Source organism: Natrarchaeobaculum aegyptiacum, from assembly GCF_002156705.1.
Classification (GTDB): domain Archaea; phylum Halobacteriota; class Halobacteria; order Halobacteriales; family Natrialbaceae; genus Natrarchaeobaculum; species Natrarchaeobaculum aegyptiacum.
Genome location: NZ_CP019893.1, coordinates 2,059,252 through 2,082,422, shown reverse-complemented (window position 1 = coordinate 2,082,422; position 23,171 = coordinate 2,059,252). Strand labels below are relative to the sequence as shown.

Annotated in this window: 24 protein-coding genes and 1 pseudogene; 15 read left to right on the top strand and 10 right to left on the bottom strand. The window is 65.0% G+C overall.

Annotated elements, in window-relative coordinates:
* Positions 1 to 31: 31 nt before the first annotated feature.
* Complete coding sequence (locus tag B1756_RS10225; RefSeq protein ID WP_086888444.1) at positions 32 to 310, top strand: DUF5808 domain-containing protein; 279 nt, start codon at positions 32 to 34, stop codon at positions 308 to 310.
* A 137-nt stretch (positions 311 to 447) separates the two neighbouring features.
* Positions 448 to 996 carry an XTP/dITP diphosphatase gene (locus B1756_RS10220; protein WP_086888443.1) on the top strand — a complete coding sequence of 183 codons (549 nt, stop codon included), beginning with the start codon at positions 448 to 450 and terminating at the stop codon, positions 994 to 996.
* A 51-nt stretch (positions 997 to 1,047) separates the two neighbouring features.
* Here the strand turns inward: B1756_RS10220 and B1756_RS10215 are convergent, their stop codons facing one another.
* The 4 genes from B1756_RS10215 to B1756_RS10200 form a co-directional block, all read right to left on the bottom strand.
* On the bottom strand, positions 1,048 to 1,491 hold the full coding sequence (locus B1756_RS10215) for a DUF8159 domain-containing protein (RefSeq protein WP_086888442.1): 444 nt from the start codon (positions 1,489 to 1,491) through the stop codon (positions 1,048 to 1,050).
* A gap of 80 nt (positions 1,492 to 1,571) precedes the next feature.
* The gene (locus B1756_RS10210; protein ID WP_422656512.1) at positions 1,572 to 2,138 is read right to left on the bottom strand and encodes a DUF7384 family protein; all 567 of its coding nucleotides are present in this window, start codon (positions 2,136 to 2,138) and stop codon (positions 1,572 to 1,574) included.
* Between the two features lie 163 nt (positions 2,139 to 2,301).
* Positions 2,302 to 3,411 carry a putative sulfate/molybdate transporter gene (locus tag B1756_RS10205; protein ID WP_086888441.1) on the bottom strand — a complete coding sequence of 370 codons (1,110 nt, stop codon included), beginning with the start codon at positions 3,409 to 3,411 and terminating at the stop codon, positions 2,302 to 2,304.
* Between the two features lie 126 nt (positions 3,412 to 3,537).
* A complete protein-coding gene (locus B1756_RS10200) occupies positions 3,538 to 4,419 on the bottom strand; it encodes an MBL fold metallo-hydrolase (RefSeq protein ID WP_152031299.1) in 882 nt (293 codons plus the stop codon).
* Between the two features lie 135 nt (positions 4,420 to 4,554).
* On the opposite strand from B1756_RS10200, the pseudogene thiD reads away from it, so the two are divergent.
* From thiD to B1756_RS10180, 4 genes and pseudogenes are all read left to right on the top strand, one after another.
* Positions 4,555 to 5,349: pseudogene (gene thiD / locus B1756_RS10195) on the top strand (bifunctional hydroxymethylpyrimidine kinase/phosphomethylpyrimidine kinase); the annotation flags it as partial.
* A 47-nt stretch (positions 5,350 to 5,396) separates the two neighbouring features.
* Positions 5,397 to 5,720 (top strand): tRNA-binding protein, encoded by a 324-nt coding sequence (locus B1756_RS10190; protein WP_086888438.1) that lies wholly within the window; start codon positions 5,397 to 5,399, stop codon positions 5,718 to 5,720.
* Between the two features lie 151 nt (positions 5,721 to 5,871).
* Positions 5,872 to 6,741, top strand: a complete 870-nt coding sequence (locus tag B1756_RS10185) for a helix-turn-helix transcriptional regulator (protein ID WP_228434321.1) — start codon at positions 5,872 to 5,874, stop codon at positions 6,739 to 6,741.
* Between the two features lie 87 nt (positions 6,742 to 6,828).
* The gene (locus B1756_RS10180) at positions 6,829 to 7,656 is read left to right on the top strand and encodes a class I SAM-dependent methyltransferase (RefSeq protein ID WP_086888437.1); all 828 of its coding nucleotides are present in this window, start codon (positions 6,829 to 6,831) and stop codon (positions 7,654 to 7,656) included.
* 26 nt (positions 7,657 to 7,682) lie between these two features.
* Here the strand turns inward: B1756_RS10180 and B1756_RS10175 are convergent, their stop codons facing one another.
* Positions 7,683 to 8,402, bottom strand: coding sequence for a metallophosphoesterase (locus B1756_RS10175; protein WP_086888436.1), 720 nt, complete (start codon positions 8,400 to 8,402; stop codon positions 7,683 to 7,685).
* Between the two features lie 24 nt (positions 8,403 to 8,426).
* A complete protein-coding gene (artA, locus tag B1756_RS10170) occupies positions 8,427 to 9,428 on the bottom strand; it encodes an archaeosortase A (protein WP_086888435.1) in 1,002 nt (333 codons plus the stop codon).
* Positions 9,429 to 9,566: 138 nt separating this feature from the next.
* Here artA and B1756_RS10165 point away from each other — a divergent pair, with 138 nt between their 5' ends.
* From B1756_RS10165 to B1756_RS10145, 5 genes are all read left to right on the top strand, one after another.
* The gene (locus tag B1756_RS10165) at positions 9,567 to 9,788 is read left to right on the top strand and encodes a DUF7979 domain-containing protein (protein WP_086888434.1); all 222 of its coding nucleotides are present in this window, start codon (positions 9,567 to 9,569) and stop codon (positions 9,786 to 9,788) included.
* A 257-nt stretch (positions 9,789 to 10,045) separates the two neighbouring features.
* Positions 10,046 to 11,818, top strand: coding sequence for a methyl-accepting chemotaxis protein (locus B1756_RS10160; protein WP_086888433.1), 1,773 nt, complete (start codon positions 10,046 to 10,048; stop codon positions 11,816 to 11,818).
* Between the two features lie 136 nt (positions 11,819 to 11,954).
* On the top strand, positions 11,955 to 13,748 hold the full coding sequence (gene pepF / locus B1756_RS10155; protein ID WP_086888432.1) for an oligoendopeptidase F: 1,794 nt from the start codon (positions 11,955 to 11,957) through the stop codon (positions 13,746 to 13,748).
* A 106-nt stretch (positions 13,749 to 13,854) separates the two neighbouring features.
* Positions 13,855 to 14,772 (top strand): DUF8054 domain-containing protein, encoded by a 918-nt coding sequence (locus tag B1756_RS10150; protein WP_086888431.1) that lies wholly within the window; start codon positions 13,855 to 13,857, stop codon positions 14,770 to 14,772.
* A 169-nt stretch (positions 14,773 to 14,941) separates the two neighbouring features.
* Positions 14,942 to 15,304, top strand: coding sequence for a hypothetical protein (locus B1756_RS10145; RefSeq protein WP_152031298.1), 363 nt, complete (start codon positions 14,942 to 14,944; stop codon positions 15,302 to 15,304).
* A gap of 102 nt (positions 15,305 to 15,406) precedes the next feature.
* Here the strand turns inward: B1756_RS10145 and B1756_RS10140 are convergent, their stop codons facing one another.
* Positions 15,407 to 15,850, bottom strand: a complete 444-nt coding sequence (locus B1756_RS10140) for a hypothetical protein (RefSeq protein WP_086888429.1) — start codon at positions 15,848 to 15,850, stop codon at positions 15,407 to 15,409.
* Positions 15,851 to 15,977: 127 nt separating this feature from the next.
* Between B1756_RS10140 and pan2 the strand changes: the two genes are divergently transcribed.
* The 4 genes from pan2 (at position 15,978) to B1756_RS10120 (ending at position 20,825) form a co-directional block, all read left to right on the top strand.
* Complete coding sequence (gene pan2 / locus B1756_RS10135; RefSeq protein WP_086888428.1) at positions 15,978 to 17,210, top strand: proteasome-activating nucleotidase Pan2; 1,233 nt, start codon at positions 15,978 to 15,980, stop codon at positions 17,208 to 17,210.
* Between the two features lie 174 nt (positions 17,211 to 17,384).
* Positions 17,385 to 17,864, top strand: a complete 480-nt coding sequence (locus B1756_RS10130) for a pyruvoyl-dependent arginine decarboxylase (RefSeq protein ID WP_086888427.1) — start codon at positions 17,385 to 17,387, stop codon at positions 17,862 to 17,864.
* A gap of 56 nt (positions 17,865 to 17,920) precedes the next feature.
* The gene (locus B1756_RS10125; RefSeq protein ID WP_086888426.1) at positions 17,921 to 20,296 is read left to right on the top strand and encodes a PAS domain-containing sensor histidine kinase; all 2,376 of its coding nucleotides are present in this window, start codon (positions 17,921 to 17,923) and stop codon (positions 20,294 to 20,296) included.
* 118 nt (positions 20,297 to 20,414) lie between these two features.
* A complete protein-coding gene (locus B1756_RS10120) occupies positions 20,415 to 20,825 on the top strand; it encodes a DUF5811 family protein (RefSeq protein WP_086888425.1) in 411 nt (136 codons plus the stop codon).
* 103 nt (positions 20,826 to 20,928) lie between these two features.
* Here the strand turns inward: B1756_RS10120 and B1756_RS10115 are convergent, their stop codons facing one another.
* The 3 genes from B1756_RS10115 to B1756_RS10105 form a co-directional block, all read right to left on the bottom strand.
* Positions 20,929 to 21,240, bottom strand: coding sequence for a DUF7967 family protein (locus B1756_RS10115; RefSeq protein ID WP_086888424.1), 312 nt, complete (start codon positions 21,238 to 21,240; stop codon positions 20,929 to 20,931).
* A 223-nt stretch (positions 21,241 to 21,463) separates the two neighbouring features.
* Positions 21,464 to 22,576, bottom strand: a complete 1,113-nt coding sequence (locus B1756_RS10110) for a transposase (RefSeq protein WP_086888423.1) — start codon at positions 22,574 to 22,576, stop codon at positions 21,464 to 21,466.
* A gap of 152 nt (positions 22,577 to 22,728) precedes the next feature.
* Positions 22,729 to 23,160: a DUF6276 family protein gene (locus tag B1756_RS10105; RefSeq protein ID WP_086888422.1), complete on the bottom strand. Its 432-nt coding sequence runs from the start codon at positions 23,158 to 23,160 to the stop codon at positions 22,729 to 22,731.
* Between the last annotated feature and the right edge of the window lie 11 nt (positions 23,161 to 23,171).

Sequence of the window (23,171 nt, the reverse complement as noted above, 5' to 3'; positions counted from 1 at the left end):
ACTCTTATCGGGGGAGAACGTATCATTGCGCATGGCAGACAAGCCGACATCCGGAGAGATCCTCGGCGTACCGTACAACTTCGAGCGACCAAGTCTCAGCCGTATGCTCTCGTCGTACTGGCAACCGGGCGAAGGGATGCTCGTCGAGAAGCCCTTCGGCGTCGGTTACACGCTCAACCTCGCGAACTGGCGGTCGTGGCTCGTCGTGCTCGTCGCCGGCGCGCTGCTGTACCAGCAGGAACGAAGCGCCGCCGCGGCCGACGAGGCCGACGAGGACGAACCCGTCGAAGTGATCGTCGACGACGAGTAACTCCTCTCCTGAACTGTCCCAGTCACCCACTACCGCAGTTGCAACTCGCCGCGCTCTCGAGAAATACTCACCGTCCACGGCGCAGCGGCGCGAGCACAACCGACGGCTATATTCCCCCGGCAGCCCCCGCCTCGCCCATGGGCATTCGATTCGTCACCGGCAACGAGGGTAAAGCCCGCGAGGCCGACGCCTACCTCGAGGGCGTCGCCGACGTCGAACAGGTCGCATACGACTACACCGAGGTTCAGAGCGACTCGCTCGAAGAGATCGCTGGCCACGGCGCACAGGAGGCATACGAGGCACTCGAGGGCGCGGATCCGGTGCTGGTCGACGACGCGGGACTGTTCGTCGACGCACTCGGTGGCTTTCCGGGGCCGTACTCGGCCTACGTCGAGGACACGGTCGGCGTCGAGCGGCTCTGGCGGCTCGTCGAGGCCGAGGACAATCGCCGGGCACACTTCCGGACGGTGCTGGCCTACGCCGACGGCGAGCGAGTCGAGACCTTCGACGGCAGCGTGGGTGGAACGATCGTCGCTCCGCGCGGTGAGGGTGGGTTCGGCTACGATCCGATCTTCGAGTACAACGGCCAGACGATGGCCGAGATGAGCACCGAGGAGAAGAACGCGATCTCACACCGGGGGCGGGCGCTCGCGACGTTCGCCGAATGGCTGGCCGACGCCGAGTAGCAGTCGCTGAAACGACGGCACATTTTTCGAGGATAACCGACGACGTCCGGCCTACTCGGCGGTTTCGCCGATCGTCTCGAAGTACTCCGCCTCGGAAATCTCGCCATCGTTGAACGACTCCACGAGGTCGGCTTCGATCACGAACGAGTGGACCGCCTCGTCCGGATCGTCGGGCGACAGCGCCACGGCCTCGAGGTCGGCCTCGACCCCGCCCATGACGGCCGCGGCGTAGGAAGTGGCGACGGCCTGAACGTCCTGTTCCGGGTCGCCGCTCGAGTAGAACTCGATGCTGGCAGAGTCAGTGCCGAAACTAGAGTCTTCGACGCCGAGGTCCTCGTCGATCGTGTCGACGAAAAAGTCGAAATTGAACTCCGGATCGTCTCCGTCGCCGGTAGCCTCGTCGCCATCCTGTCCGTTCTCTCCCGGGAGCGTGCACCCGGCGAGCGCTGCGATCGTCACACTGCTACCGCCGAGTAGCAGCGATCGTCTCTGCATACAATATCGACAGGACGGCATCCTGATAAAAATTCGTGAAGGAGAACGAGGTCGAGCTACCGGGTGGCTGCTGTGGGTCCTCAGGAACGTTGCGTCCGGTCTGGACCGGGATACTCACCACCTTCGACGGCCTCGTAAAGACTCTCGGGGTCGAACAGGCGAGCGAAGGCGTCCGGCGGGCGAACACTCACCGAGACGCGGGGCTGGAGCGTGAGTCCGGCTTTCGCCGACGCCAGCCGCTCGTCGTACGAGAGGAGGTGGGCCGCGTTCCCCCGGTAGGCCGACGCAAGCGCCGGGTGGTCACCTGCGGGCTGGTCGACCCGGACTCGCTCGGCCGCGAGCCGGTCCCGGTGGGCAGCCGCCAGCTCGGAATCGGCGTCAGTGAGGTCGGAAACGAGCATTTCGGTTTGCTCGAGGAGCTGGTCACTCGCGACGAGGTCGATCCACGAGTGCTGGCGGACGTGGGCGAGCGCGGCGCGAGCGTCGCCATCCACGAGGAGGTCCGCGGCCAGTACCCGTGGGTCGGCGACGACGCGTGCAGGGTCCGGGTGGTCGTCGTCGGGACCGTTCCCCGGCTGGGGACCCGCGTCTTCGTCGTCGGTCTCGGCGTCGTCGTCACCACGCCCACGACCGTCGACGTCGGGCACGTCCGCCGATTGGACCTGCTCGAGCGTGACGTCGTACTCGGCGGCGCGGTCGAAGAGAGTGCTCCAGCTCGTCGTCATCGGTCGATAGTTGACGGTGCAACGGGAAAGCCGTGTGGTCTCGCATAGGGTCAAGAGACAGTTCGTCCAGCGAGACCAGAACGAATCAGGCCGGCCGAGAGAGCACCCAGTAGACGACCGCCCCGAGGACGAACGCGACGCCGACGTTGACCAGCAGGCCGACGACGCCGACGCCGACCACCAGCGCGAGCGACTGTACGTCACCGACGCCGACGGGCGCGAACGCGGCCCGTCCGAGCTCGAGGGCAACCACGACGAGCAAGACGCCGAGCAGCGCCACCGGGAAGGCAGCGAGCAGCGCGCCGGCGGCCACGAACGCGAGCGCGAGGTAACCGATTCCGAGGAGGACGTTCGCGCCGGCGGTCCGGGCGCCAAAGGCGTACTTGCCCGCGAGACCGCCGCTGCCGTGACACATCGGGACGCCGCCGGCGGGGATCGCTGCGAGGCAGGTGACGCCCATGCTCTGGGAGAGCCTGTCCGCGGAGACGTCCCGATCGTAGAGGTCGCCACAGAGCAACGCGGTGGCGATGGCCGCGTTGCCGATCGTCATCCCGAGCTGGGCGACGGTCCCCTCGAGTGCGGCCCCCGTCATCGTCGGCGTCCCAGCGGGGAAGAGCGCGGGTTCGGGAAGCCGGGGTGCCGGAACGCCCGCGGTGGCCACGGCGGCGACGCCACCGAGGGCGAGCACGACGAGGACGCTCGAGCGGTGTGCGCCCGCGAGCGCGAACAGGCCGACGAGGGCGAGCCCAGCGAGTGCGACCACGGGCGTCTCGAGCGAGAGTCCGAGGGCGGCCTCGAGCAAGAGCAAGGCGACGGCGAACTGGACGCCACGAACGACGGGTTCGCCGACGACGGCCTCGAGGAGTCCGACGAATCCGAGTCGGCCGACGACGAGGAGGACGACACCAGCGAGGAGTCCGGCCGCGGCCAGTTCTGGATACGAGAGCGAGCCGACGATGGCGAGACCGACCAGCGCCTTCATCGGCTCGACCGACAGCGGCAACCCGTAAAACAGCCCCCAGACGATCTGAAAGACGCCGAAGCCGACCAGCACGTGGGGAAGCGAGACGCTCGTCGTGGCCGCGAGGGCGATCAGTAACGGGAGTACTGTAACCGAATCCCCTAGCGCCCCCGTCAGTTCCCGGAGCGAGAACTCGAGTGCTGTTTCCTCTCCCGTACTGCTCGAGTAGGCCATCTACACCTAGGTTCGGCTCGACGACCCTCGTTCTTTCGAGAAATCAACAAGAGTTTCGGTGGCGAGTGGACGAAACCAGTTCTGGTACCGTCCCGGTGCCCTCCACGCGGGTGAGCGAAGCCCCGGTCAGTCGTCCGACAGGTAGAGGAGAACGCCGGCGACGTCGCCCTCGAGGCCCATGCTGCCCCACTCCTCGCGGAGCTCGTTGGCGATCTGGACCGGATCGTCGGTCGTCTCGGCGGCCGTGGCGACCGCGTCGACGAACGCGGGGAGGCGCTGCTCGTAGCGCTCGAGGCAGGCCATCGCGTCGGGCGCGACGCCGAAGTGGGGAAAGCAGGCGACCTCGGGCTCGCGTTCCGTCAGTCGCTCGAGGGTGTCGAGGCAGTCCTCGAGGTCGAAGTTCGGCGGCAGGGTCGCCGGGTAGATCTCCTCGTCGTACCACATGCCGACCGCGTCGGCGGTGAACAGGACGTCCGTCGAGGGGTCGAACAGACAGGCCTGATGGGGTGCGTGGCCCGGCGCGTCGATGGCCTCGAGCGTCCGGTCGCCGAGATCGATCGTGGTGCCGTCGGTGATCGACCGGGCACGTTCAGGCGGGACGGGATCCGGGTCGCCGTAGGGCTCGGGCATGCCGATGGCTCGTTCGACGCTTTCCTTGAGCTTCTCGAGGAGGTCGGGATCGGTGAGGAAGTCGATGCCGCGCTCGTGGCAGTGGACGGTCGCGTTCGGACAGTCCCCGGCGAGTTCCCCCGTCCCGCCGGCGTGGTCGAGGTGGACGTGCGTCGGGATCAGGTGGGCGACGTCCTCGCGGTCGATGCCGAGTTCCTCGAGTGCCGCGAGGACGGCAGCCGGGGTCGTATCGGCCGCTCCGGTGTCGACGACGGCTGGCTCCGGCGTATCGAGGACGTAGACCGCGAGCTGTTCGGGCTGGCCCATCAGGCGGCCGTCGACGCGATAGATGTCGTCGGTTCCAGGTACGCGTTCGATATCGGGCTCGAGTTCGGTCACGGCCCCACGGTCGACGCCTGCGAACTTGTACGTTCCGTGTTCACTCTCGACATACTGCTCGCCGACCTCGCCCGTTCGATCCGATCCCGTTCGGACACCATCACCGCTTTGTACAACCGACCGATAGAACACGGTATGAGAGAACCCACACCGGAACAGCGGCCAGTCGCGCTCACGATCGCCGGAAGCGACTCCGGCGGCGGGGCCGGCGTTCAGGCCGACCTCGCGACGTTCGCGACCCACGAGGTCTTCGGCACGTCGGCGATCACCGCCGTCACGGCCCAGCACACCCGCGGCGTCGAATCGTCGTTCGTGCTCCCGGTCGAGGAAGTTGCCGCACAGATCGACGCCGTCGTCGGCGACTTCGACGTCGGTGCGGCCAAGACCGGGATGCTCGCGACCACCGAGGTCGTCGAACTCGTCGCCGAGCGAGCGAGCGCGTTCGACTTCCCGGTCGTGGTCGACCCCGTGATGGTCGCGACGACCGGCGACCGACTGCTCGACGAGGACGCCGAACGCGCCTACGAAGACCTCTGCGGCGAAGCCCGTCTGGTCACGCCGAACACCGACGAGGCCGAGGTCCTGACGGGCATTGCCGTCGAGGACGACGAGAGCGCACGCGAGGCCGGCGAGACGCTACTCGAGTTCGGGACCGACGCCGCGCTCGTCAAGGGCGGCCACGTCCCCGGCGAGACGGTCCGCGATCACCTCGTCACTGGTGAAGGGGTAACGACGTTCGACCACGAGCGCGTCGACACCGAGGCGACCCACGGTTCGGGCTGTTCGCTCGCGGCTGCCATCGCTGCCCGACTGGCCCGCGAAGAGGACCTCGAGGCGGCAGTCGAGGGAGCGACGGACTTTCTCGCACGGGCGGTCGAACACCACTACGAGGTCGGGCAGGGTCCGGGTGCGGTCAACCACGGCGTCGACAGGTAGTCAGCGCCGTCTTTTTGCCGACGGGACTCGAGCGGATGGGCATGGTCGAGAGTCCGTTCGACGTGGAAATCGAAGTCGGGGAGGTCGTCGCCGCCGAACCGTTTCCCGAAGCCGAGAAGCCGAAGCTGACCAAACTCTGGATCGACCTCGGCGGTCGGGAAATCCAGTCGGCTGGCCAGTACGCCCACCACTACGAGCCGGCCGACCTCGAGGGGCGACAGGTGCTGTGTGCGACGAATCTCGGGTCCGTCCGCATCGCCGGATTCGAGTCCGAGGCATTGACCGTCGGTGTTCCGGACGAAGATGGATATCCGGTGCTCGTCGAACCGGGGAAATCGGTGCCGCTGGGCGGGGTTCTCTTCTAACGCACCAGTGGTCGGTACTTCGAGTGTTGCAGGGGAATCCCGTTCGGGAAACACCTTGCATCATCTCAGTACCGAGACAGTGTTGTACAGCGCAGTTGCTCGTCGAGAGCACTGCCTATACGATTATTGTGTGTCGACACATACCACGATCATGGGTGCGACACTCGACGACATCGAGTTCCTCGTCAGTTCGGGCCACCGCGTCGGGGTGCTCGAGGCACTGGCCACCGGTCCGAGTGACAGGCGGGATCTGTGCGTCGCAACGGGAGCGTCGTCCCCGACCATGGGACGAATCCTCACCGACTTCCGGGAGCGCCACTGGATCGAACGAGACGGGAACGTCTACCGCCTAACCAGCCTCGGCGAATTCGTCGCCACCCAGTTTGGGGAGTTCCGGAACGCCATGGCGGCTCAACGCCGACTCCGCGAGGTCTGGTCGTGGCTGCCCCACGAACTCGAGGGGTTCGACAGTGCACTGTTCACCGACGTGGTAGTCTCCCAGCCAGGACCGGGATATCCCTACGAACCCGTCGAACGGCTCACGGAACTCTTCGCGACGACGAGCACGATGCGGGGGTTCGGCATGGCACTGCTCAAGTCGGGGAATCTGGAACCCTTCTTCGACCACGTTCGGGATGGCCTGGAGTGTGAGTACATCTATCCGCCCACCGTCCTCGAGAGCCTCCTCAGGTGGGACGAAGAAACCGTCCTGGATGCGGTGAGACGCTCCAACTACACCGTCTTGCTCCACGACGGTCTTCCGCTCGACGAGCGATGTGGAATCTGCCTGTTCGACGAGGCTGTCAGCATCTGCTGCTACGATCCGGAAACGGGGACGTTACAGTCGCTCGTCGACACTCGAAGCGACGAGATGCGGACGTGGGCAGACTCCCACTACGAACGGTTCCGAGACGAGGCTCGAGCGCTCACTGACGCGGCTGACCCGACGGACGCGACGGACGCGGCTGACCGGCACTCAGTCGATTCGATTCGACGATCGATGCGATCCGACTCGAAGTAGCCTCGGCGATCACGCTTTCACGGTGTGAATTATTTCACCAGGCAGTTATACTCCCACTCCGGCCGTAGCGCCTCGTGGTGGACGCCCATGACCAATTCCCCACACCAATCGGCCGGCTGGCAGGTCGAACAGAGTGCATCCGAAGCCTACGAACAGTATCTCGTCCCGCCCATGTTCGCGCCGTGGGCTGACCGACTGATCGAGACCAGTGACGTCCGAGAGGGCGACCGAGTGCTGGACGTTGCCTGCGGGACCGGCATCGTGGCACGACGTGTTGCGTCCCGGGTGAGCGAGAGTGGGTCCGTCGTGGGAGTCGACGTCAACGAGGGGATGCTCGCAGTTGCGGCAGCGACCACCGCCGACAGTCACCCGTCGGTCGAGTGGCGACGGGGCGATGCGACCGACCTCCCGTTCTCCGACGAGCGGTTCGACGTCGTCTGCTGCCAACAGGCCCTCCAGTTCGTCGACGATCCTGTCGCGGCAGTCCGGCAGATGCATCGGGTTCTCGTTCCAGGTGGACGGATGACCTCGAGTGTCTGGCGACCGCTCGAGTTTCAGCCTGCGTACGTGGCGTTGGCCGACGCACTGGCGGATCACGTCGGTGACGAGGCCGGAAAGATGATGCGCTCTCCGTTTCCCGACTGGGATGGCAGTGACCTGCGAACACTCGTTCAGGATGCAGGATTCGACGACGTCTCGGTCACCGTCGAGATCGGGTCCGTTCGCTATCCGTCGGTCGAGGAGTTCGTTCGCCGCGAGGCTGCGAGTTCGCCGCTTGCCGAACCAATCACAGCCCTCGAAAGCGGGGTTCGAGACGAACTGGTTCGGGAGGTCGAGGATGCGTTAGCCACGTATCGTGACGACGACGGAATCGTCTCGCCGATGGAATCGTACGTCGTCGTTGCAGACCGGTAGCACGAGTGGACGAACATCACCTCCTGTTAGAGAAGATGCCGACACTCGCCGAGCGGCGGAAACCACAGCGCCTGCTCGCTCCCGGAATCCCAGAGCGCCGGGTGGAACCGGTCGACGTCGGATACCAGCGGCGACTGGAAGTCTCGGGCGCGCATGCCGTTGACCGTCGCACCCGATGCTAGCCGGGTGAAGGCAGGCAGGACGAGCACGTCCGCACCCTCGTAGGCAGCGGGGCCGTAGAGGAAACACGGCCGCTTGCGACCGTCGACCGAGAGCGCCGGGTGATCGTGACCGACCACGTACCGCTCGGCCTCGAGAGTGGGGCGCTCGTGACCGTGGCAGACGACCGTCTCGCCGTCTCTCAGCCGGTAGGCCGAGGTCGTCTCGCCGTCGAAGACCGACTCGAGCATCCCGTCGTGGTTCCCGGGCGTGACGACGAGGTCCGCACCCGCCGCGTCGACGTGCGATTCGAGGGCGGCGAGGTCGCGTTCGACGCCGTACGGGAGGCGGTCGAAGGCGTGGAGCAGGTCGCCCGCGATCACGACCGTTCCCGGCTCGAAGCGCTCGAGCAGGGGCTCGAGTCGATTCCGGACGTCGCCGGCGTCGTCGAGGGGAGCGTCGACGCTCGAGGCGACGCCGCGACCGAGGTGGACGTCGGCGAGGACGAGCGCGTCGGCTGCGGGAATGTAGACGGCTCGCGGGGCGAGGATGAACGGAAGGTCGACGGCGGGTGTGGCGTCGGTCACGGCTCTGGGTCGATCAGGGGTGAGTCACCGCCAGTCGTCGGGTCTGGCGTCTTCCTTGCCGAGGGCCTCGAAGAGGTCGTACTCGGTGCCGGAGATGATGAAGAGGACCTCCTCGAGCGGGGCGAGGATCTCCGGCAGGATCCGGACGACGAGGAAGGTAATTCCCACGAGGGCGACGACCGAGAGACTCTGGGCGATGTAGTTGTGGGCGACGAGGAAGGAGACGCGGTCGGGCTGGGCCCCCATGTAGGTGGTCATGAAGCTGACGAGCCAGTCGAACTGGAACCAGCCGTGTGGTGAGGCAAGCGCGATGAAGACGTTGCGCAGGAGGTTCAGAAACCAGATGACTCCGATTGCGAGTGCGAACGCGCCGAGTTTTCGTTTCAGCGGTGCGGAGACGGCCGCGATCAGGCCACCGAAGATAGCCATGCTCCCGATGCCGGTACACGCGAGTACGATGTAGGTCGTTCGACCGGTGGCGGTCTCGTCGGGATCGAAGTCGAACCGGCTCTGGTAGCCGTTGGCACCCTCACTGAGGCCGGGGCTCTCGGCGATCAGGTCCATCACGAGGTGGGCCTGCATCGCCGTGGTCTCGATGAGCCACTGTCGGACGAACGGGATCGTCTCGGCGGGCAAGTAGATCAGCCCCATGAGAGCGACCGCCTTCGAGAGCAACAGCAGCGACTCCCGGCCGCCGTAGAGCAGGTAGCCGGTGTAGGCACACAGCGGAAGCGCGGCGAGTGCGAGGATCGTCTGGAGGGGGCTCTGGGCGTCGTAATAGTAGTACGGCACCATCGTGAGCCAGAAGACTCCGAAGACGACCCACGAACCCGCCGCCAGCAGGCGCGCGAGGTCGGCCTGATCGCGCCACTGGGCGACGACTGCGACGAAGAAACCCGCGATGGCGACCCACGCGAGGGCGTCGAGGGCAGGGGAAGACAGGACAGCCGGGGTCACGGACCCACCGACGACGGACTCGAGACCGCCGACTGGGAGACTCCCGGACGTAACGGGGACGGCAGACATCGTCACTTCGCACCGACGAACGCTCGCGCTATCAATCTGGCGTCTCACGGCCAGCCCACGCCGGATCAGTAGCCCCTGCCCAGCGATCGGGACCGAACGATACACCTAAGTGGGTTGTGCCACATGGTAACTATACACATGGCAACGCGCGAACGAACGGCGGGCGAGTACGACTGCGAACCAGCAACGACCCGCCGACTCGAGTCGATTCCGCCGGGTGCCACCGTTCGACACGTCGATCAACTCTCTCCCGCCGAACTCGAGGCATTCCTCGCTCGGCTCGATGGAGACGGCTCGGCCGACGACCCGCTCGAGGCGGGATCGGTCGTCGTCTTCACGGACAACGTCCGACTCGAGTGAGACGGCCCCCTGGCTCGAGTGCGGCGATCGATTGCCGCGACGCGTCGAAGCCAGCCCAGAACGCGCCGGCAGGTATCCCAGACGTATTCTTCCAACATCGCAGACATATTATCATCACGTGAACCAGAGAAACAAGATAGAGTGGCCTCTGGAACCCATCTCCCGGGAGTTCGACACCACCGTTCAGCGAACAGGTAGTTATCCAGCTCTGGTAATTCACCGCGATTTTAAGTGACGGCCGCATCGTGTAACACGGTATGTCGACCAGTTCTGCAGCACAGCTCGAGGCGGGTGGGGAGGAATCCGCCGGGGCCCTCGAACGGTACGAATCGGTCCTCTGGAGGACGATGGACCATCTGGGGATCACCGAGAGCGTCGAGCGGAAGATGACGGCGGCAGTCTTGCTCCAGTTTCTCGCGACGCTCGCGGTGTTCGCGCTCCCGCTGGTTTTTCTGGGGCCGAGCGAAGCGTTCGCCGTCTTCCCGACCGGACAGATCGTCCTGACAGCCGTCGTGTTCCTGCTCGCCGTCGTCGCGTTCGTCAACACCATCCTGATCGCCCGCAGGGACATCGTCGAACCGCTGGCGGCGTTGCAGTCGACCGCCGAAGAGATCGCGAGCGGGACCCTCGAAAATCCGCCCGCAGAAACGGACCAGATCGACGAGACGGGCGATCTCACCCGCTCGTTCCAGACCATGCACGACTACCTGACGACGGTCGCCGACCAGGCCGACGCACTCGCCCGCGAGGACTTCGAGGCAGACGTCCTCTCTGAATCCGTCCCCGGCGACTTCGGCGACTCCCTCGAGTCGATGCAGGTCGGCCTCCAGAAGCGAATCGACGAACTGGAGGAGAGTCGCGAACGCATCGAGCGACAGCGCGAAGAGGTCGAACGGCGAAACGCGGCGCTCGAGGCCGACGCCGACCGAATCCGGACAGTTCTGCGCGAGTGCGCGGAGGGGGACTTCACCGACCGGGTCAGTGTCGAGAGCGACAACGAGGCGATGGAAGAAATCGCCGACGCGCTGAACGCGATGTTAGACGACGTCGAAGATGCCATCCAGCGCGTCCAGTCGCTGGCCGACGAAGTCGACGAGGTCGGCGAGGAGGTTTCGACCAGCGTCGCCGAGATGGAACAGGCCAGCGCGGAGGTCAGCACCTCCGCCGAAGAGATTTCGATCGCCACCGACGAGCAAAACGATCGCTTCGAGGACGTCCTCGGGGAGATGAGCGATCTCTCGGCGACGATCGAAGAGATCGCCTCGACGGCCGACGGCGTCGCAGACGTCTCCGCACAGGCGGCCGACCGGGCCCGTGCTGGTCGTGAAACGGCAGGGGACGCCGTCGAGGAACTCGAGCGCATCGAGGATCGGTCGGCCACGATCGTCGACCGAATCGAAGCGCTCGACGCGGAACTGGCCGAGGTCAGCGAGGTCGTCGACGTCATCGACGAGATCGCCGAAGAGACGAACCTGCTCGCGGTCAACGCCTCGATCGAGGCCGCACGCGCCGGGGCCGAAGGTGGTCGGTTCGCTGTCGTCGCCAGCGAGGTCAAGTCCCTGTCCGAAGAGACCGGTGACGCGACCCGCGAGGTCGACGAGATGGTCGGAGACGTCCAGCAGTCCGCCCAGGAGGCCGTCGAGGAGATCCGACGGATGCAACGGGGTGTCGTCGAGGGCGCGAAGACGATCGAGGACAGTCTCTCGGCACTCGAGGAGATCGCAGACCAGGTCCAGGAGGCCAACGACGGCGTCCAGTCGATCAACGACGCGACCGACGAACAGGCCCGGACGAGCCAGCAGGTCGTCACCATGGTCGACCAGGCGACAGAACAGAGCGAGCAGACGCTCCAGGAAACCACGAGCGTCGCCGCTGCCGCGGAGGAACAGACGGCGACGATCTCCGAAATTTCGGACGCCGCGAGTGCGCTATCGAACACCGCGACGGAGCTCAACGCCCAGCTCGACGAGTTCACCGTCTCGAGCGACGGCGAGGTGACGCGACGGGAGGCCCGTCCCCAGACGGTCTGACCGTCGTCGATTCGGTACTATTTTCGGGACCATCGAAGGACGCGATGGTCGCCCGGGCAGTCGACTGGTGACCGTCGTCGTCACGTCGTGGGGGCCTTCGACACGCTTTACCAGCCTCGTTCCCAATCCGGTGACAATGAGTTCCGTTCCCGACCGCTCCGAGGTCGACGACGAGTACACGTGGGACCTCGAGAGTATCTTCGCGAGCGACGAGGACTGGGAGGCGGCCTACGAGGAGGTCTCTGAGCGCGTCGACGACCTCTCGAGTTTCGAGGGACAGGTCACCGACGACGCCGAGACGCTGCTGTCGGTACTGGAGTTACGCGACGAGATCATGCGCGAGGTGTCGGTGGTCGCCGCCTACGCCCGGATGCGCCGGGACGAAGACACCACCGACCAGCACTATCAGGCGCTGACCGCTCGCGCCCAGTCGCTGGCCTCGGACGCCCAGTCTGCGGCCTCGTTCATCGAACCCGAACTCCAGGAGTTGACCGCCGAGGAGTTCACCGAGATGGTCGAGACAGAACCGGCGCTCGAGACGTACGACCACTACGTCGACGACGTCCTGCGGCTGAAACCCCACACCCGGTCGGCGGAGGTCGAGGAACTGCTCGCCGAGTTAGGAGAGGTCACCGGCGCGGCGGGGGAGGTCTACACGATGCTCTCGAACGCGGACATGGAGTTCCCCACCGTCGAAAACGGTGACGGCGACCCCGTCGAGATCACCCAGAGCAACTTCACGAACCTGCTCAAACGACCCGACCGCGACTTCCGCCGCCGGGTGTACGAGGGCTACTTCGACGAGTGGCAGGCAGTCCGCAACGCCGTCGCGACCGCTTACAAGAACAGCGTCAAAGCCGACGTCAAACTCGCCCAGGCGCGCAACTACGAGACCGCCCGCGAAGCCGCCCTCGACGGCCCGAACGTCCCCGTCTCCGTCTACGACACGCTCGTCGAGACCGTCCACGACAACGTCGACAAACTCCACCACCACGCCGAACTCAAACGCGAGGCTCTCGGCGTCGACGACCTGCAGATGTGGGACCTCTACATGCCCCTGACCGGCGACGAGGGGCCGGACCTCGAGTACGATCAGGCGACCGAGTACGTCGTCGACGCCCTCGAGCCACTCGGCGAGGAGTACCAGTCCCGCGTCGCGGAGGGGCTCGAGTCGCGCTGGGTCGACGTCTACGAGAACGAGGGCAAGCAGTCGGGTGCGTACTCCGGCGGAACGTACGACACCCAGCCCTTTATCCTGATGAACTACCAGGACGACGTCTCCTCGATGTACACGCTGGCCCACGAACTCGGCCACTCGATGCACTCGGAGTTGACCAAAGACGAACAGCCGTACATCTACTCGAGCTACGAAATCTTCGTCGCCGAGGTCGCGAGTACCGTCAACGAGGCGCTGCTGACGACCCACCTGCTCGAAACCGTCGAGGACCCCGAGTTCCGCAAACACGTCCTGAACGAGTTCCTCGAACGCGTACGCTCGACGCTCTACCGCCAGACGCTCTTCGCGGAGTTCGAACACGAGGCCCACCGCCTCGAGGAGGAGGGTGAACCCCTCACCGCGGATCGACTCGACGACCTCTACCGGGGACTCAAGGCCGACTACTACGAGCCAGCCGTCGTCGACGACCGGATCGCCCGCGAGTGGATGCGTATCCCCCACTTCTACCGGGCGTTCTACGTCTACCAGTACGCCACCGGCATCTCCGCCGCTCTCGCCATCGTCGACCGCATCCTCGAGGAGGGCGAGTCGGCTGCCGCAGACTACCGCTCGTTCCTGCGACAGGGCTCCCGGGAGTACCCTCTCGAGTTGCTCGAAATCGCTGGCGTCGAGATGAGCACGTCCGAACCGGTCGAGCGCGCCCTCGAGACCTACGGGCAGCGACTCGAGGAGTTCGAGGCGTTGATGGAGTAGACGGCGACGCCACCGACGCTCGTCGCCACCAGTTCGAGGTCGCGGACGGAGCGGCCGGTACCCCCACCGTAATACTGATGGTTATTGTCGTACCATTCCTAGCAGAATGAAAGAGAGACTGTTCGATACGCTCCACCAGCCCGAGTACACTGGAGAGAACCGGTGTGAGGCCTGTACCGTCGTCAACGTCGGTATCGCGGCGGTCCTCGGCGCACTGGTCGCTCGAAAATCGAAGCTCGCCGCTGCTGTCACGCTCGGCATCGCCGGGGTGGTGATCTACCTGCGCGGGTATCTCGTCCCCGGCACCCCGACGCTGACGAAGCGATACCTTCCACCTGCCGTCCTCCGGCTGTTCGGGAAGGAACCGGAACCGGCGACCGCCAGCGGATTCGCTGGCGTCGACTCGATCCACCACGGACCGCCGTCGTCGGCCGCTGCCCCGGGCGAATCGACCGTGGCGAATCAGGCCGACCCAGAACGGGCACCGGAGGACCCGGCCGATCGCATCGTGCCCGAGGAATACTTCCTCGAGCGTGAGATCGTCGAGCCCTGCGAGGACGTCGACGACCTCTGTCTCACCGGGTCGTTCGAATCGGCGTGGGTCGAGGAGATCGACCGGATCGACGCCGACGCCCTCGACGCCGACGACGCGGTAGCGGCGATCGGTCTGGACGACGACGCCACGTTCGAGATCGAGCGCCACGGCGACGGTCGCGTCCTCCGAACGGACGACCAGCCCATCGGTCAGTGGCCGTCGCAGGCAGCCCTCGTCGCCGACGTGGCCGCCGCACGCGTACTCGAGAACTGGGACGACGAGTGGGCGTCCCTCGCCGTCGAACAACAGGGGGCGTTGCTCAACGGCCTGCGGTTGTTCCTCGAGACGTGTCCGACGACGGGTGGCGAGGTCGCCCTCGGTCAGGAGACGGTCGAATCCTGTTGTCAGTCCTACGAGGTCGTCGCCGTCACCTGCACGGACACGGACGAACGACTCTTCGAGCACCCCGTCGGTGACGTCGACGCGTAGGTGCAGTTGGCGGGTCGAGATGGAGATCAGCGACGACCAGCGACCGGGCGCGTATGCTATCGTGGTCACTGGACGTCTCAGCGGTAAGCGCGCCAAAGCCTCATACCCGAGTGTGGCCTCAATAACTAGTGTCAAAAATTAAGTCATAAATAGTAGAAATTCGAGTGCAATGTCTCGAAACGAAGGCGGCGATTCGCGATCGGTGAACAGGCGACGAATGCTTCGAACGGTCGCAACCGGAGCGGCAGCGCTCGCCGGTGCGGGCGCAGCTTCTTCCTCCGCATCGGCACAGGCGAGTGAGTGTTCGTGTACCAGTGCCGAAGAGAGCGAGTGCGGTCCCGGCGAGACGTGCAAGTGTGCAGAAATTCCCGGCGGACCCCTCGGAAGCGGTGCCCATACCGGGCCAATCCGACGGACCGAATGCGTCGAGGACACTACGGATGACCTCGACATCGGCGACATCGGCGACACCGATGACTGCCCGGAACCATGGGAGGCCACCTCCGCGACCGATCCGTGTTTCGAGCCCTGAACACAGCGTGAGACCGCTCGAGCGTCGCAGGCGCTCGGGCGGTGCGGACACACCTCGACACTGACAGCCAGACGCGAGGAGTTCGTGACGGTGCTCGAGTTGTCAGTCGGCGGTTCGAAGGAGGCGAACCCGGTTGCGAACCTGTGCGACGGTCACCTCGTCTGCGATCTGGACGGCGTTGAAGCCGTCCCTGTCGATCGCGCCGCCGTGGCACTCACGACGTGCGTCACCGGAACAGACGTCGATCCCGTACTCGACGGATTCGTACCGCTCGAGGAGGCGCACGTGGGCGTCGTCGGTGATCACGGGCCGACGACCGCTCCGGCCGTCGAACAGGTCGAGGTCGTCGATCGAGTCGACGACGTACGGCGTCTCGAGGCTGTCGAGGACGACCGAGTGGACCAGTTCGGAGCCGTCCGGGTCGTAGCCGCGGACCCACTTTTCGTACACCGTTCCCTGCAGGACCGATCGATCGACGCCGACGACGGTCCCGGCAGCGCCGACGCCAGCGAGAGTCATCCCGAGCAGTTGCCGCCGCGTAAACATCGTTCGTACTCGGTCGACGGGACAGGAGTTGCTGTTGGTTCGTTCCTGAAAACCGGCCCAGTCCGACGAAATCCAACCGGGACCCAAAGGCACATTTACGGTCGGCGTCCTATCGCCGTACGACAGGATGTCTCGAAGCCCGTCTCTTCCCGACCGACCTCACCGCGATATCGACCCCGATCTCCCACCCGGCGAACGGCTCGAGGCGCTGCGCGACCACTTCGAGGACCTCGTGACGATCAACGACCAGCTCGAGACCCAACTCGAGAACGCGAGCGAGCGCAACCAGACGCTCCGCGAGCAGGTCGAACGCGCAGAGCGCGAGAACGAGACCCTCAAGAGCTCGTCGCTGTACGTGGCGACCGTCGAGGACGTCCTCGGCGACGGCGAGATCGTCGTCAAACAACACGGGAACAACCAGGAAGTGCTCACGGAGGCGACGCCACAGCTCGTCGAGCGGATCGACGCGGGCGACAGGGTCGCCGTCGACGACTCCTTCGCCATCCAGCGCATCCTCGACGCCGAGACCGACGCGCGCGCCCAGTCGATGGAGATCACCGAACGGCCGGCCGTCGAGTACGAGGACATCGGCGGTATCGACGAGCAGATCCGGGAGGTCCGCGAGGCCGTCGAACAGCCACTCGCCGAACCGGAAGTCTTCGCCGAAGTCGGAATCGAACCGCCAAGCGGTGTCCTGCTGTACGGCCCGCCGGGGACGGGCAAGACGATGCTCGCGAAAGCCGTCGCCAACAGGACCGACGCCACCTTCATCAAGATGGCTGGCTCCGAACTCGTCCGCAAGTTCATCGGCGAGGGCTCGCGTCTCGTCCGGGACCTGTTCGAACTCGCCCGCGAGCGCGAACCCGCAATCATCTTCATCGACGAAATCGACGCCATCGCGACCACCCGAACGGAGTCGAAGACCTCCGGCGACGCCGAGGTTCAGCGCACCATGATGCAACTGCTCGCGGAGATGGACGGCTTCGAGGCCCGCGGCGAGATTCGCATCATCGCCGCGACCAACCGATTCGACATGCTCGACCGCGCAATCTTGCGCCCCGGCCGGTTCGACCGCCTCATCGAGGTCCCAGAACCCAACCAGGAGGGCCGCGAGCAGATCCTCGAGATCCACACCCGCGAGATGAACGTCGACGACGACGTCGACTTCGAGTCGCTGGCTGCCGACACCGAGGGCTACTCCGGTGCCGAAATCGAGAGTCTGGCCACCGAGGCGGGCATGTTCGCCATCCGAAACGACCGCGAGGAGGTTACCCAGGCGGACTTCGTCGACGCCTTCGAGAAGATCGAAAACGACGACTCGAGCGACGTCGTCGCCTCGGCAGGCTACTTCTATCAGTAGCGAACGTCTGTTCTCGTCCCGTCTCGATTCGTTCTCGTGGGCGTGCCGTGGCCACTGGCTCGTCGACCCACCGCCGACGCCAGTCGGACGACGTCTAGTGACTCGAGCATCGTTCGATCGCCCCCAGTTCCCGCAAACCGCAACGCCTTACGCCGTCGATCCCCGAACGCGACTATGAGCCTGATTCGAGTCGTCTGGGGATCGGCCACGGGGCCGACCGCCATGTCCTCCTACGACGCCGCCCTCGCCGACGCTGGCGTCGAGAACTACAACCTCGTCTCGGTATCGTCGGTGATCCCCGCCGATGTCGACGTCGAGGCCGTCGGCACCGCGCCCGATCTCGGGCCGGCCGGTGAGCGCCTGACAGTAGTCGAGTCCCGAGCGACGACCGTCGGTCCCGGACGCGTCAGCGCTGCACTCGCGTGGTCCCAGTCCGTCGACGGTGGGCCGGGGCTGTTCTACGAAACCTCGGGCGAGACCGATCCCGAAAACGTCGAGCGAGCCGTTCTCGAGGGGCTGGCCGCCGGACAGGAACTGCGCGACTGGGAGTTCGACGAGCCGAACGTCGTCGTCGAGAGCAGCGACGCCGACGCCGGCACCTACACGACCGCGCTGGCGCTCGCGGTCTACGGCGACAGCGAACCGATCCTGTAGCGCCGTAGGCATTGCCGGCGTGATGGTTTACTGTCTCGAGCACCCACCTCAGAGTCATGCGTGATCAGGGGCGGGGCTCGAGTACGCCGTTTTCGAGCACCGTCGACGATGCAGACCCCCAGGCGCTGTCGCAGTGTCTGGCGGCGCTGAACGCGGTCGACGACGGGATCTACCAGCTCGACGAGGAGAGTCGATTCGTGGCCGTCAACGACGCCGTCGTCGAGACGACGGGGTACGCTCGAGACGACCTGCTCGGCGAGCACGTGTCGGTGCTGCTGACGGAGTCGGACGCCGACCGCCTCGAGCGTGAAATCGATCGGCGTCGCGAGACCGACACCGACCCAGAGACGACGAACACGCTTTCGATCGAAACCGCGAGCGGCGACTGCGTCCACGCGAACGTTGGGTTCAGCCTGCTCGAGAAAGACGGCGCGTTCGAGGGAAGCGTCGGCGTCGCCCGGTGGGTCGAAGACCCGGACCGCGTCCAGTCGTCAGGGAGCTTCCCGACGGCGTGGGAGGACCCGGGGCCGATCTCGACCGTCATCGACCAGGCCGATGCCGGAATGTTCGTCCTCGACGAGACGTTCGACGTGGTCTGGATCGACGAGACCATCGAGGAGTACTTCGGTATCGATCGGGCCGAGGTGGTCGGGCGGGACAAGCGAATGCTCGTCGAGGAGTCGATCAGCGAGCGATTCGCCGACCCCGAGTCGTTCGCCGAGACGGTACTCGCCACCTACGACGACAACACGTACGTCGAACAGTTCGAGTGTCAGCTCACGGCCGGCCCCGACCGGGCCGAACGGTGGCTCGAGCACCGCAGCAAGCCGATCGAAGCCGGCAGGTACGCCGGTGGACGTGTCGAACTCTACTACGACATCACCGCGCGCAAAGAACAGGAGCGCGAACTCCGGCGCGAATACGAACTCACCGACAAACTCCTCGAGACGAGTCCCGTCGGCATCGCCGTCATCGACGCCGACGGCTCGACCCTTCGTGCGAACGAACGGATGACGGAGCTTCTCGATCTCTCCGACGGTGAACGGCCCTACGTCGCGGACAAACGGGATCTGTACGATGCCGATGGCAATCGGCTGCCGGTCGACGAACGGCCCGTGTCCCGGGTCTTCGAGACCGGCGACCCCGTGGTCGACCAGGAAGTGCTGCTGAAACGGTCGGACGGACGCCACAGGTGGCTCTCGATCAACGCGCGGGCGATCACCGACGAGGACGGGACGCCCGAGCAGGTCGTCGAGACGGCGACAGACGTCACCGAACTCAAGCAACTGTTAGAGCGACGCAAACGAGACCTCAGGGAGCGAGAGAAGGAACTCGAGGCCGTCCAGCTGTCGACGAACTTACTCGAGGGAGACGATCGGCCGGTGTCCCAGCTCGTCCAGGAATTTGCAGACTCCCTTCCACAGTTTTTCCTCGAGCCAGCGGAGACCGCGGTTCAGGTGACAGTCGGCGAGACCGTCGCGAAGACCGCAGCGTTCGAGTCGCGTGACCGACAGATCACTGCCCGCCAGCGCACGGTCAACGGGACTCCGATCGCCATCGAGGTCGCTTCTCTGGCGGCTGACGAGCGTCTGGAGACGGGGACGTTCCTCGAGGAAGAACAGCGATTGATCGAGACGCTCGCGACGCTGCTGAAGTTCCACTTCGACCGACGGGAGTACATCGACGACCTGAAAGAATCGAACGAACGCCTCGAGCAGTTCGCCTACGCAGCCTCACACGACCTCCAGGAGCCGTTACGGATGGTCTCGAGTTACCTGCAGCTTATCGAGAGCCGATACGCCGACGACCTCGACGAGGACGGGCGAGAGTTCCTCGCCTACGCCGTCGACGGCGCCGACCGAATGCGTGAGATGATCGACGGATTGCTCGAGTACTCCCGAATCGAGACCCAAGGCGACCCGTTCGAACCGGTCGACCTCGAGACGGTACTCGAGGACGTACAGCAGAGTCTCGAGGTTTCGATCGCCGAACACGACGCCGAGATCACCGCCGACTCGTTACCGGTCGTCGTCGGCGACGAACGACAGCTCCATCGCGTCTTTCAGAACCTGCTCGAAAACGCCATCACTTACAGCGGGGACGAACCGCCACGCGTCCACGTCAGTGCCGAGCGACGCGACGCGCCACGCGCCTCGAAACGACGCGATGAGGCCGCCGAGAACGCTGGACCTGACGCGGTCATCTCGGTACGCGACGAAGGAATCGGAATCGCCGAGGTCGATCAGGAACGGATTTTCGAGGTATTCCAGCGGTTACACGGGCACGACGAGCACGCCGGAATCGGCATCGGGCTGGCGATGTGCCGACGGATCGTCGAGCGCCACGGCGGCAGGATGTGGGTCGAATCCGAACCAGGTGAGGGAACGACGGTCTCGTTCACAGTGCCGCTCGCTGCAGCCGACGACCGGTGATCGGACGGGGCACCACCCTGCAGGCGACACTCCTCGAGCAAGCGCGTTCCGTGGTAACGAGTGCCTCGAGTCGAATCGTTTATACTCACCGGTACCCAAATCCGGGGTACGCCTTCTCATGAATGGAAATACGCCGTACGCCGGACTTCCCGGGCAGACGAACGCGGGTCAGCGAACCGCGGCGGACGTTCCAACCCTCTCTGCGACCCAGAAACGACTGCTTCACCGCGACGTCTCCCGGATCGCCAACCGCACCCGGGAGTTCCTGCCCGACGAGTACGTCGTCGACGCCGACGTCTCGACCGGCATCTCCGGGCCACGGGTCACCGTCGCCGTCCGGCCGCCGGTCGGACACGCGGTCAGCGCCGGCTTCACGCCGAACGTCGACGACGTGGCCGACGGCGAAAGCGACGGCACCGAACTGATCAGCGACGACGAACGCACCGAAGTCGCCCGCGGACTCGCCGCCAGCGCTGCCCTCCAGATGAAACAGGCTCTCGGCGACGGGATCAGGCCAACTGGAAAGTAAGTGAGCCATCGTGAGCGAGCGCTCGGCACAGGCTAGTGTCGACGGTGTCGAACCGAACCGCCACTCGGGTCGTGGCTGACCCGCCGACGGCAGCGGGACGACCTCAGAGGACGTCGTCAGGTTCGTGTTCGGCTGCCATTCGCGTTGCCTCGGTCGCGTAGCGCTCTCGCAGGTCGGGGTCGTCGACCGATCCGAGGTTCTCCGGAGCCGCGGTCACTGCGGCGGTCGTCTCGCGCGCTGCCTCGAGCGACGGCAGTGCGCGCTCTTTCCTGAAGTACTGGCGTCCGTCAGGGGTCGCGTAGACGAGGATGATCAGGTTCTGCTCGTCGTCGGAGTACGTTCGCTCGACGAGCCACACCCGGGTTCCGTCCGGATCGGCGTCGCCGGTGTCGGTCTCGTCGGTGTCATTTCCCATCTTCCTTCGAGGAGGGAATCCCGGCCTTCACAGTAGTTGCCGAAACAACGGACCAAACTTCCTGAAACTCTTTGATTCGTTACCGTAGTTGGTGGCACTAGCGTACGATAGCTGGAGCGGCACGATCAAGGAAGCGAAGGAGCGCCGTACAGCGGCGCTCCGAAGCGTTGTCACTCACTTTGCTTTTTCTTGACCGATCTTCTCGGTCGGTGCAGAGAGTGGTCTAGCCGTAGTCAGTCACGAGCACGAATTCACGGAAAATCTTCGTCGAGATCGGTGGGTTCCCAGGAATCGTTCCCTCTGTGACGAGAACGTTCGCCAGAACCCAGAGATTGTACAGCGCAACTGCGAACAGAAAGTAGAACAGTCGCACCGAGAACGTCGGCGACGACGTTCTCGGGAGAAAGTCTCCGATTTGGCGATAGGAGGTTTCAATTCCCCAGCGGCGGCGGAACGCCGCCGCGTACGCTCTCGCTGCCTCAGGTTCAAGATCGAGATTCGTAACGAACCAGACGTGCTCGTCTTCGCTTGACCGATGGGGCACAGCAAACACAGTCACTGCAACCGAAGCGGTCGGCTTACGTTTTCGCTGCATGAGATAGTCGTCGACAACCGTCTCAGCGCCGGCGCTGAGACGGGCTTTCATCCCCTTACTCGGACGTGCACGGACGATATAGTCGACATCGTGCTGCTCGAGTTCCGCAACGACGTGGACCTGGTAGAACCCTCTGTCGAGGTAGACGTGGCTGATCGAGACGTGCTCTCGTGCGGTTTCGAGCAGCGAGCGAACGGCTTCGCGCTTTTCGCGAAAGCCGTTCGCCTCCAGCGCCAGCACGTCGAGTGTAAATCGTGTTCCCGGTGCGACGATACAGATGGTCGCAAAACAGTACGTTCGATTGGTCCCCTGGTCGGGATAGGTAATCAAGACGTAGTCAGTGTCTGCATCGCCGTAAAACCGCCACTCGTGGAGATCGATCGCAACATCGACATACTCGGGTAACAGCCGTCGTTTCCGGATGATCTCGAAGAGGTCGTCGCGGACGCCATCGAACTGGCCGTCGATGGCGTCCGCCTCCATGTTCCGGAGGTGGTAGAGGAACGATTTTGCGAGTCCGTTGCGAGCCGTCGACGTGACGTCGACGGGCTCGCCGTCATCGAGTTGGCACGTTTTCCCAGCTGTGTTGGCAAATTCCTGTTCGAAGGCGACACGAGAGAGGAGCTTCTCGAAGTCCTCTCTCGTGTAGCTCCCACAGGGCTTGATGCCAAAGTCGAGCGCTGGATACACGACGGTAGAAGCGGCGCGACAGACCTGTTTTGCTTCGGTCGTTTCGACCATAGCATCCCTACCAGCAACGGCACAAATTAGGTTCGGCGTCTACTGTTTACGACGGGGAGGATGTCACGAAACCACGTTCGACGCCGTCGAGCAAGTGCGTGTGGGTGGCCACGTCAGTTGCGACCGGAGACGGCGGGACGGGCGCTATCGGCTCAGTACAGCAACTGCTCGAGCTGGTGAGCCCGCCGCTCGAGGTCGATCGCCGGCTCGACGTCCGGATCTGCGAGGAGCCGGTCGATCGCGAGCAAGGGGTCCGTGCCGGCGCGTTCGACCTCCCGAAGGAGAGCGTCGATCGCCTGCCGGTTCGTCGCGAGCGACGAACAGAGCCCGAGTGCGAGTGCGAGGGGAATCGCCGCCTCGTCGTGATCGGGAAAGCCGTCGCTAACGCGGGAGAAATCAGGTTCTGCGTCGTCTTCGACAGCGTCCGCGAACGCTTCGCGAGCGCCGTCACGCGAGCACCTGAGGTGCAGACAGTGAGGGCAGAACGCGGCAGTGTCGGCCTCGAGATGTAGACGGGCGGCTGACGGGACCGAAAAGACGATCGGTGATGCGGCGGTTCCGCATTCTGGACACGAAGTGGCCATCAGAGCGTATG

Coding starts and splice junctions, on each gene's coding strand:
- B1756_RS10225 (WP_086888444.1), top strand. CDS start 32: ATGGCAGACAAGCCGACATCCGGAGAGATCCTCGGCGTACCGTACAAC.
- B1756_RS10220 (WP_086888443.1), top strand. CDS start 448: ATGGGCATTCGATTCGTCACCGGCAACGAGGGTAAAGCCCGCGAGGCC.
- B1756_RS10215 (WP_086888442.1), bottom strand. CDS start 1,491: ATGCAGAGACGATCGCTGCTACTCGGCGGTAGCAGTGTGACGATCGCA.
- B1756_RS10205 (WP_086888441.1), bottom strand. CDS start 3,411: ATGGCCTACTCGAGCAGTACGGGAGAGGAAACAGCACTCGAGTTCTCG.
- B1756_RS10190 (WP_086888438.1), top strand. CDS start 5,397: ATGGTCGAGAGTCCGTTCGACGTGGAAATCGAAGTCGGGGAGGTCGTC.
- B1756_RS10185 (WP_228434321.1), top strand. CDS start 5,872: ATGGGTGCGACACTCGACGACATCGAGTTCCTCGTCAGTTCGGGCCAC.
- B1756_RS10180 (WP_086888437.1), top strand. CDS start 6,829: ATGACCAATTCCCCACACCAATCGGCCGGCTGGCAGGTCGAACAGAGT.
- artA (WP_086888435.1), bottom strand. CDS start 9,428: ATGTCTGCCGTCCCCGTTACGTCCGGGAGTCTCCCAGTCGGCGGTCTC.
- B1756_RS10165 (WP_086888434.1), top strand. CDS start 9,567: ATGGCAACGCGCGAACGAACGGCGGGCGAGTACGACTGCGAACCAGCA.
- B1756_RS10160 (WP_086888433.1), top strand. CDS start 10,046: ATGTCGACCAGTTCTGCAGCACAGCTCGAGGCGGGTGGGGAGGAATCC.
- pepF (WP_086888432.1), top strand. CDS start 11,955: ATGAGTTCCGTTCCCGACCGCTCCGAGGTCGACGACGAGTACACGTGG.
- B1756_RS10150 (WP_086888431.1), top strand. CDS start 13,855: ATGAAAGAGAGACTGTTCGATACGCTCCACCAGCCCGAGTACACTGGA.
- B1756_RS10145 (WP_152031298.1), top strand. CDS start 14,942: ATGTCTCGAAACGAAGGCGGCGATTCGCGATCGGTGAACAGGCGACGA.
- B1756_RS10140 (WP_086888429.1), bottom strand. CDS start 15,850: ATGTTTACGCGGCGGCAACTGCTCGGGATGACTCTCGCTGGCGTCGGC.
- pan2 (WP_086888428.1), top strand. CDS start 15,978: ATGTCTCGAAGCCCGTCTCTTCCCGACCGACCTCACCGCGATATCGAC.
- B1756_RS10130 (WP_086888427.1), top strand. CDS start 17,385: ATGAGCCTGATTCGAGTCGTCTGGGGATCGGCCACGGGGCCGACCGCC.
- B1756_RS10125 (WP_086888426.1), top strand. CDS start 17,921: ATGCGTGATCAGGGGCGGGGCTCGAGTACGCCGTTTTCGAGCACCGTC.
- B1756_RS10120 (WP_086888425.1), top strand. CDS start 20,415: ATGAATGGAAATACGCCGTACGCCGGACTTCCCGGGCAGACGAACGCG.
- B1756_RS10115 (WP_086888424.1), bottom strand. CDS start 21,240: ATGGGAAATGACACCGACGAGACCGACACCGGCGACGCCGATCCGGAC.
- B1756_RS10110 (WP_086888423.1), bottom strand. CDS start 22,576: ATGGTCGAAACGACCGAAGCAAAACAGGTCTGTCGCGCCGCTTCTACC.
- B1756_RS10105 (WP_086888422.1), bottom strand. CDS start 23,160: ATGGCCACTTCGTGTCCAGAATGCGGAACCGCCGCATCACCGATCGTC.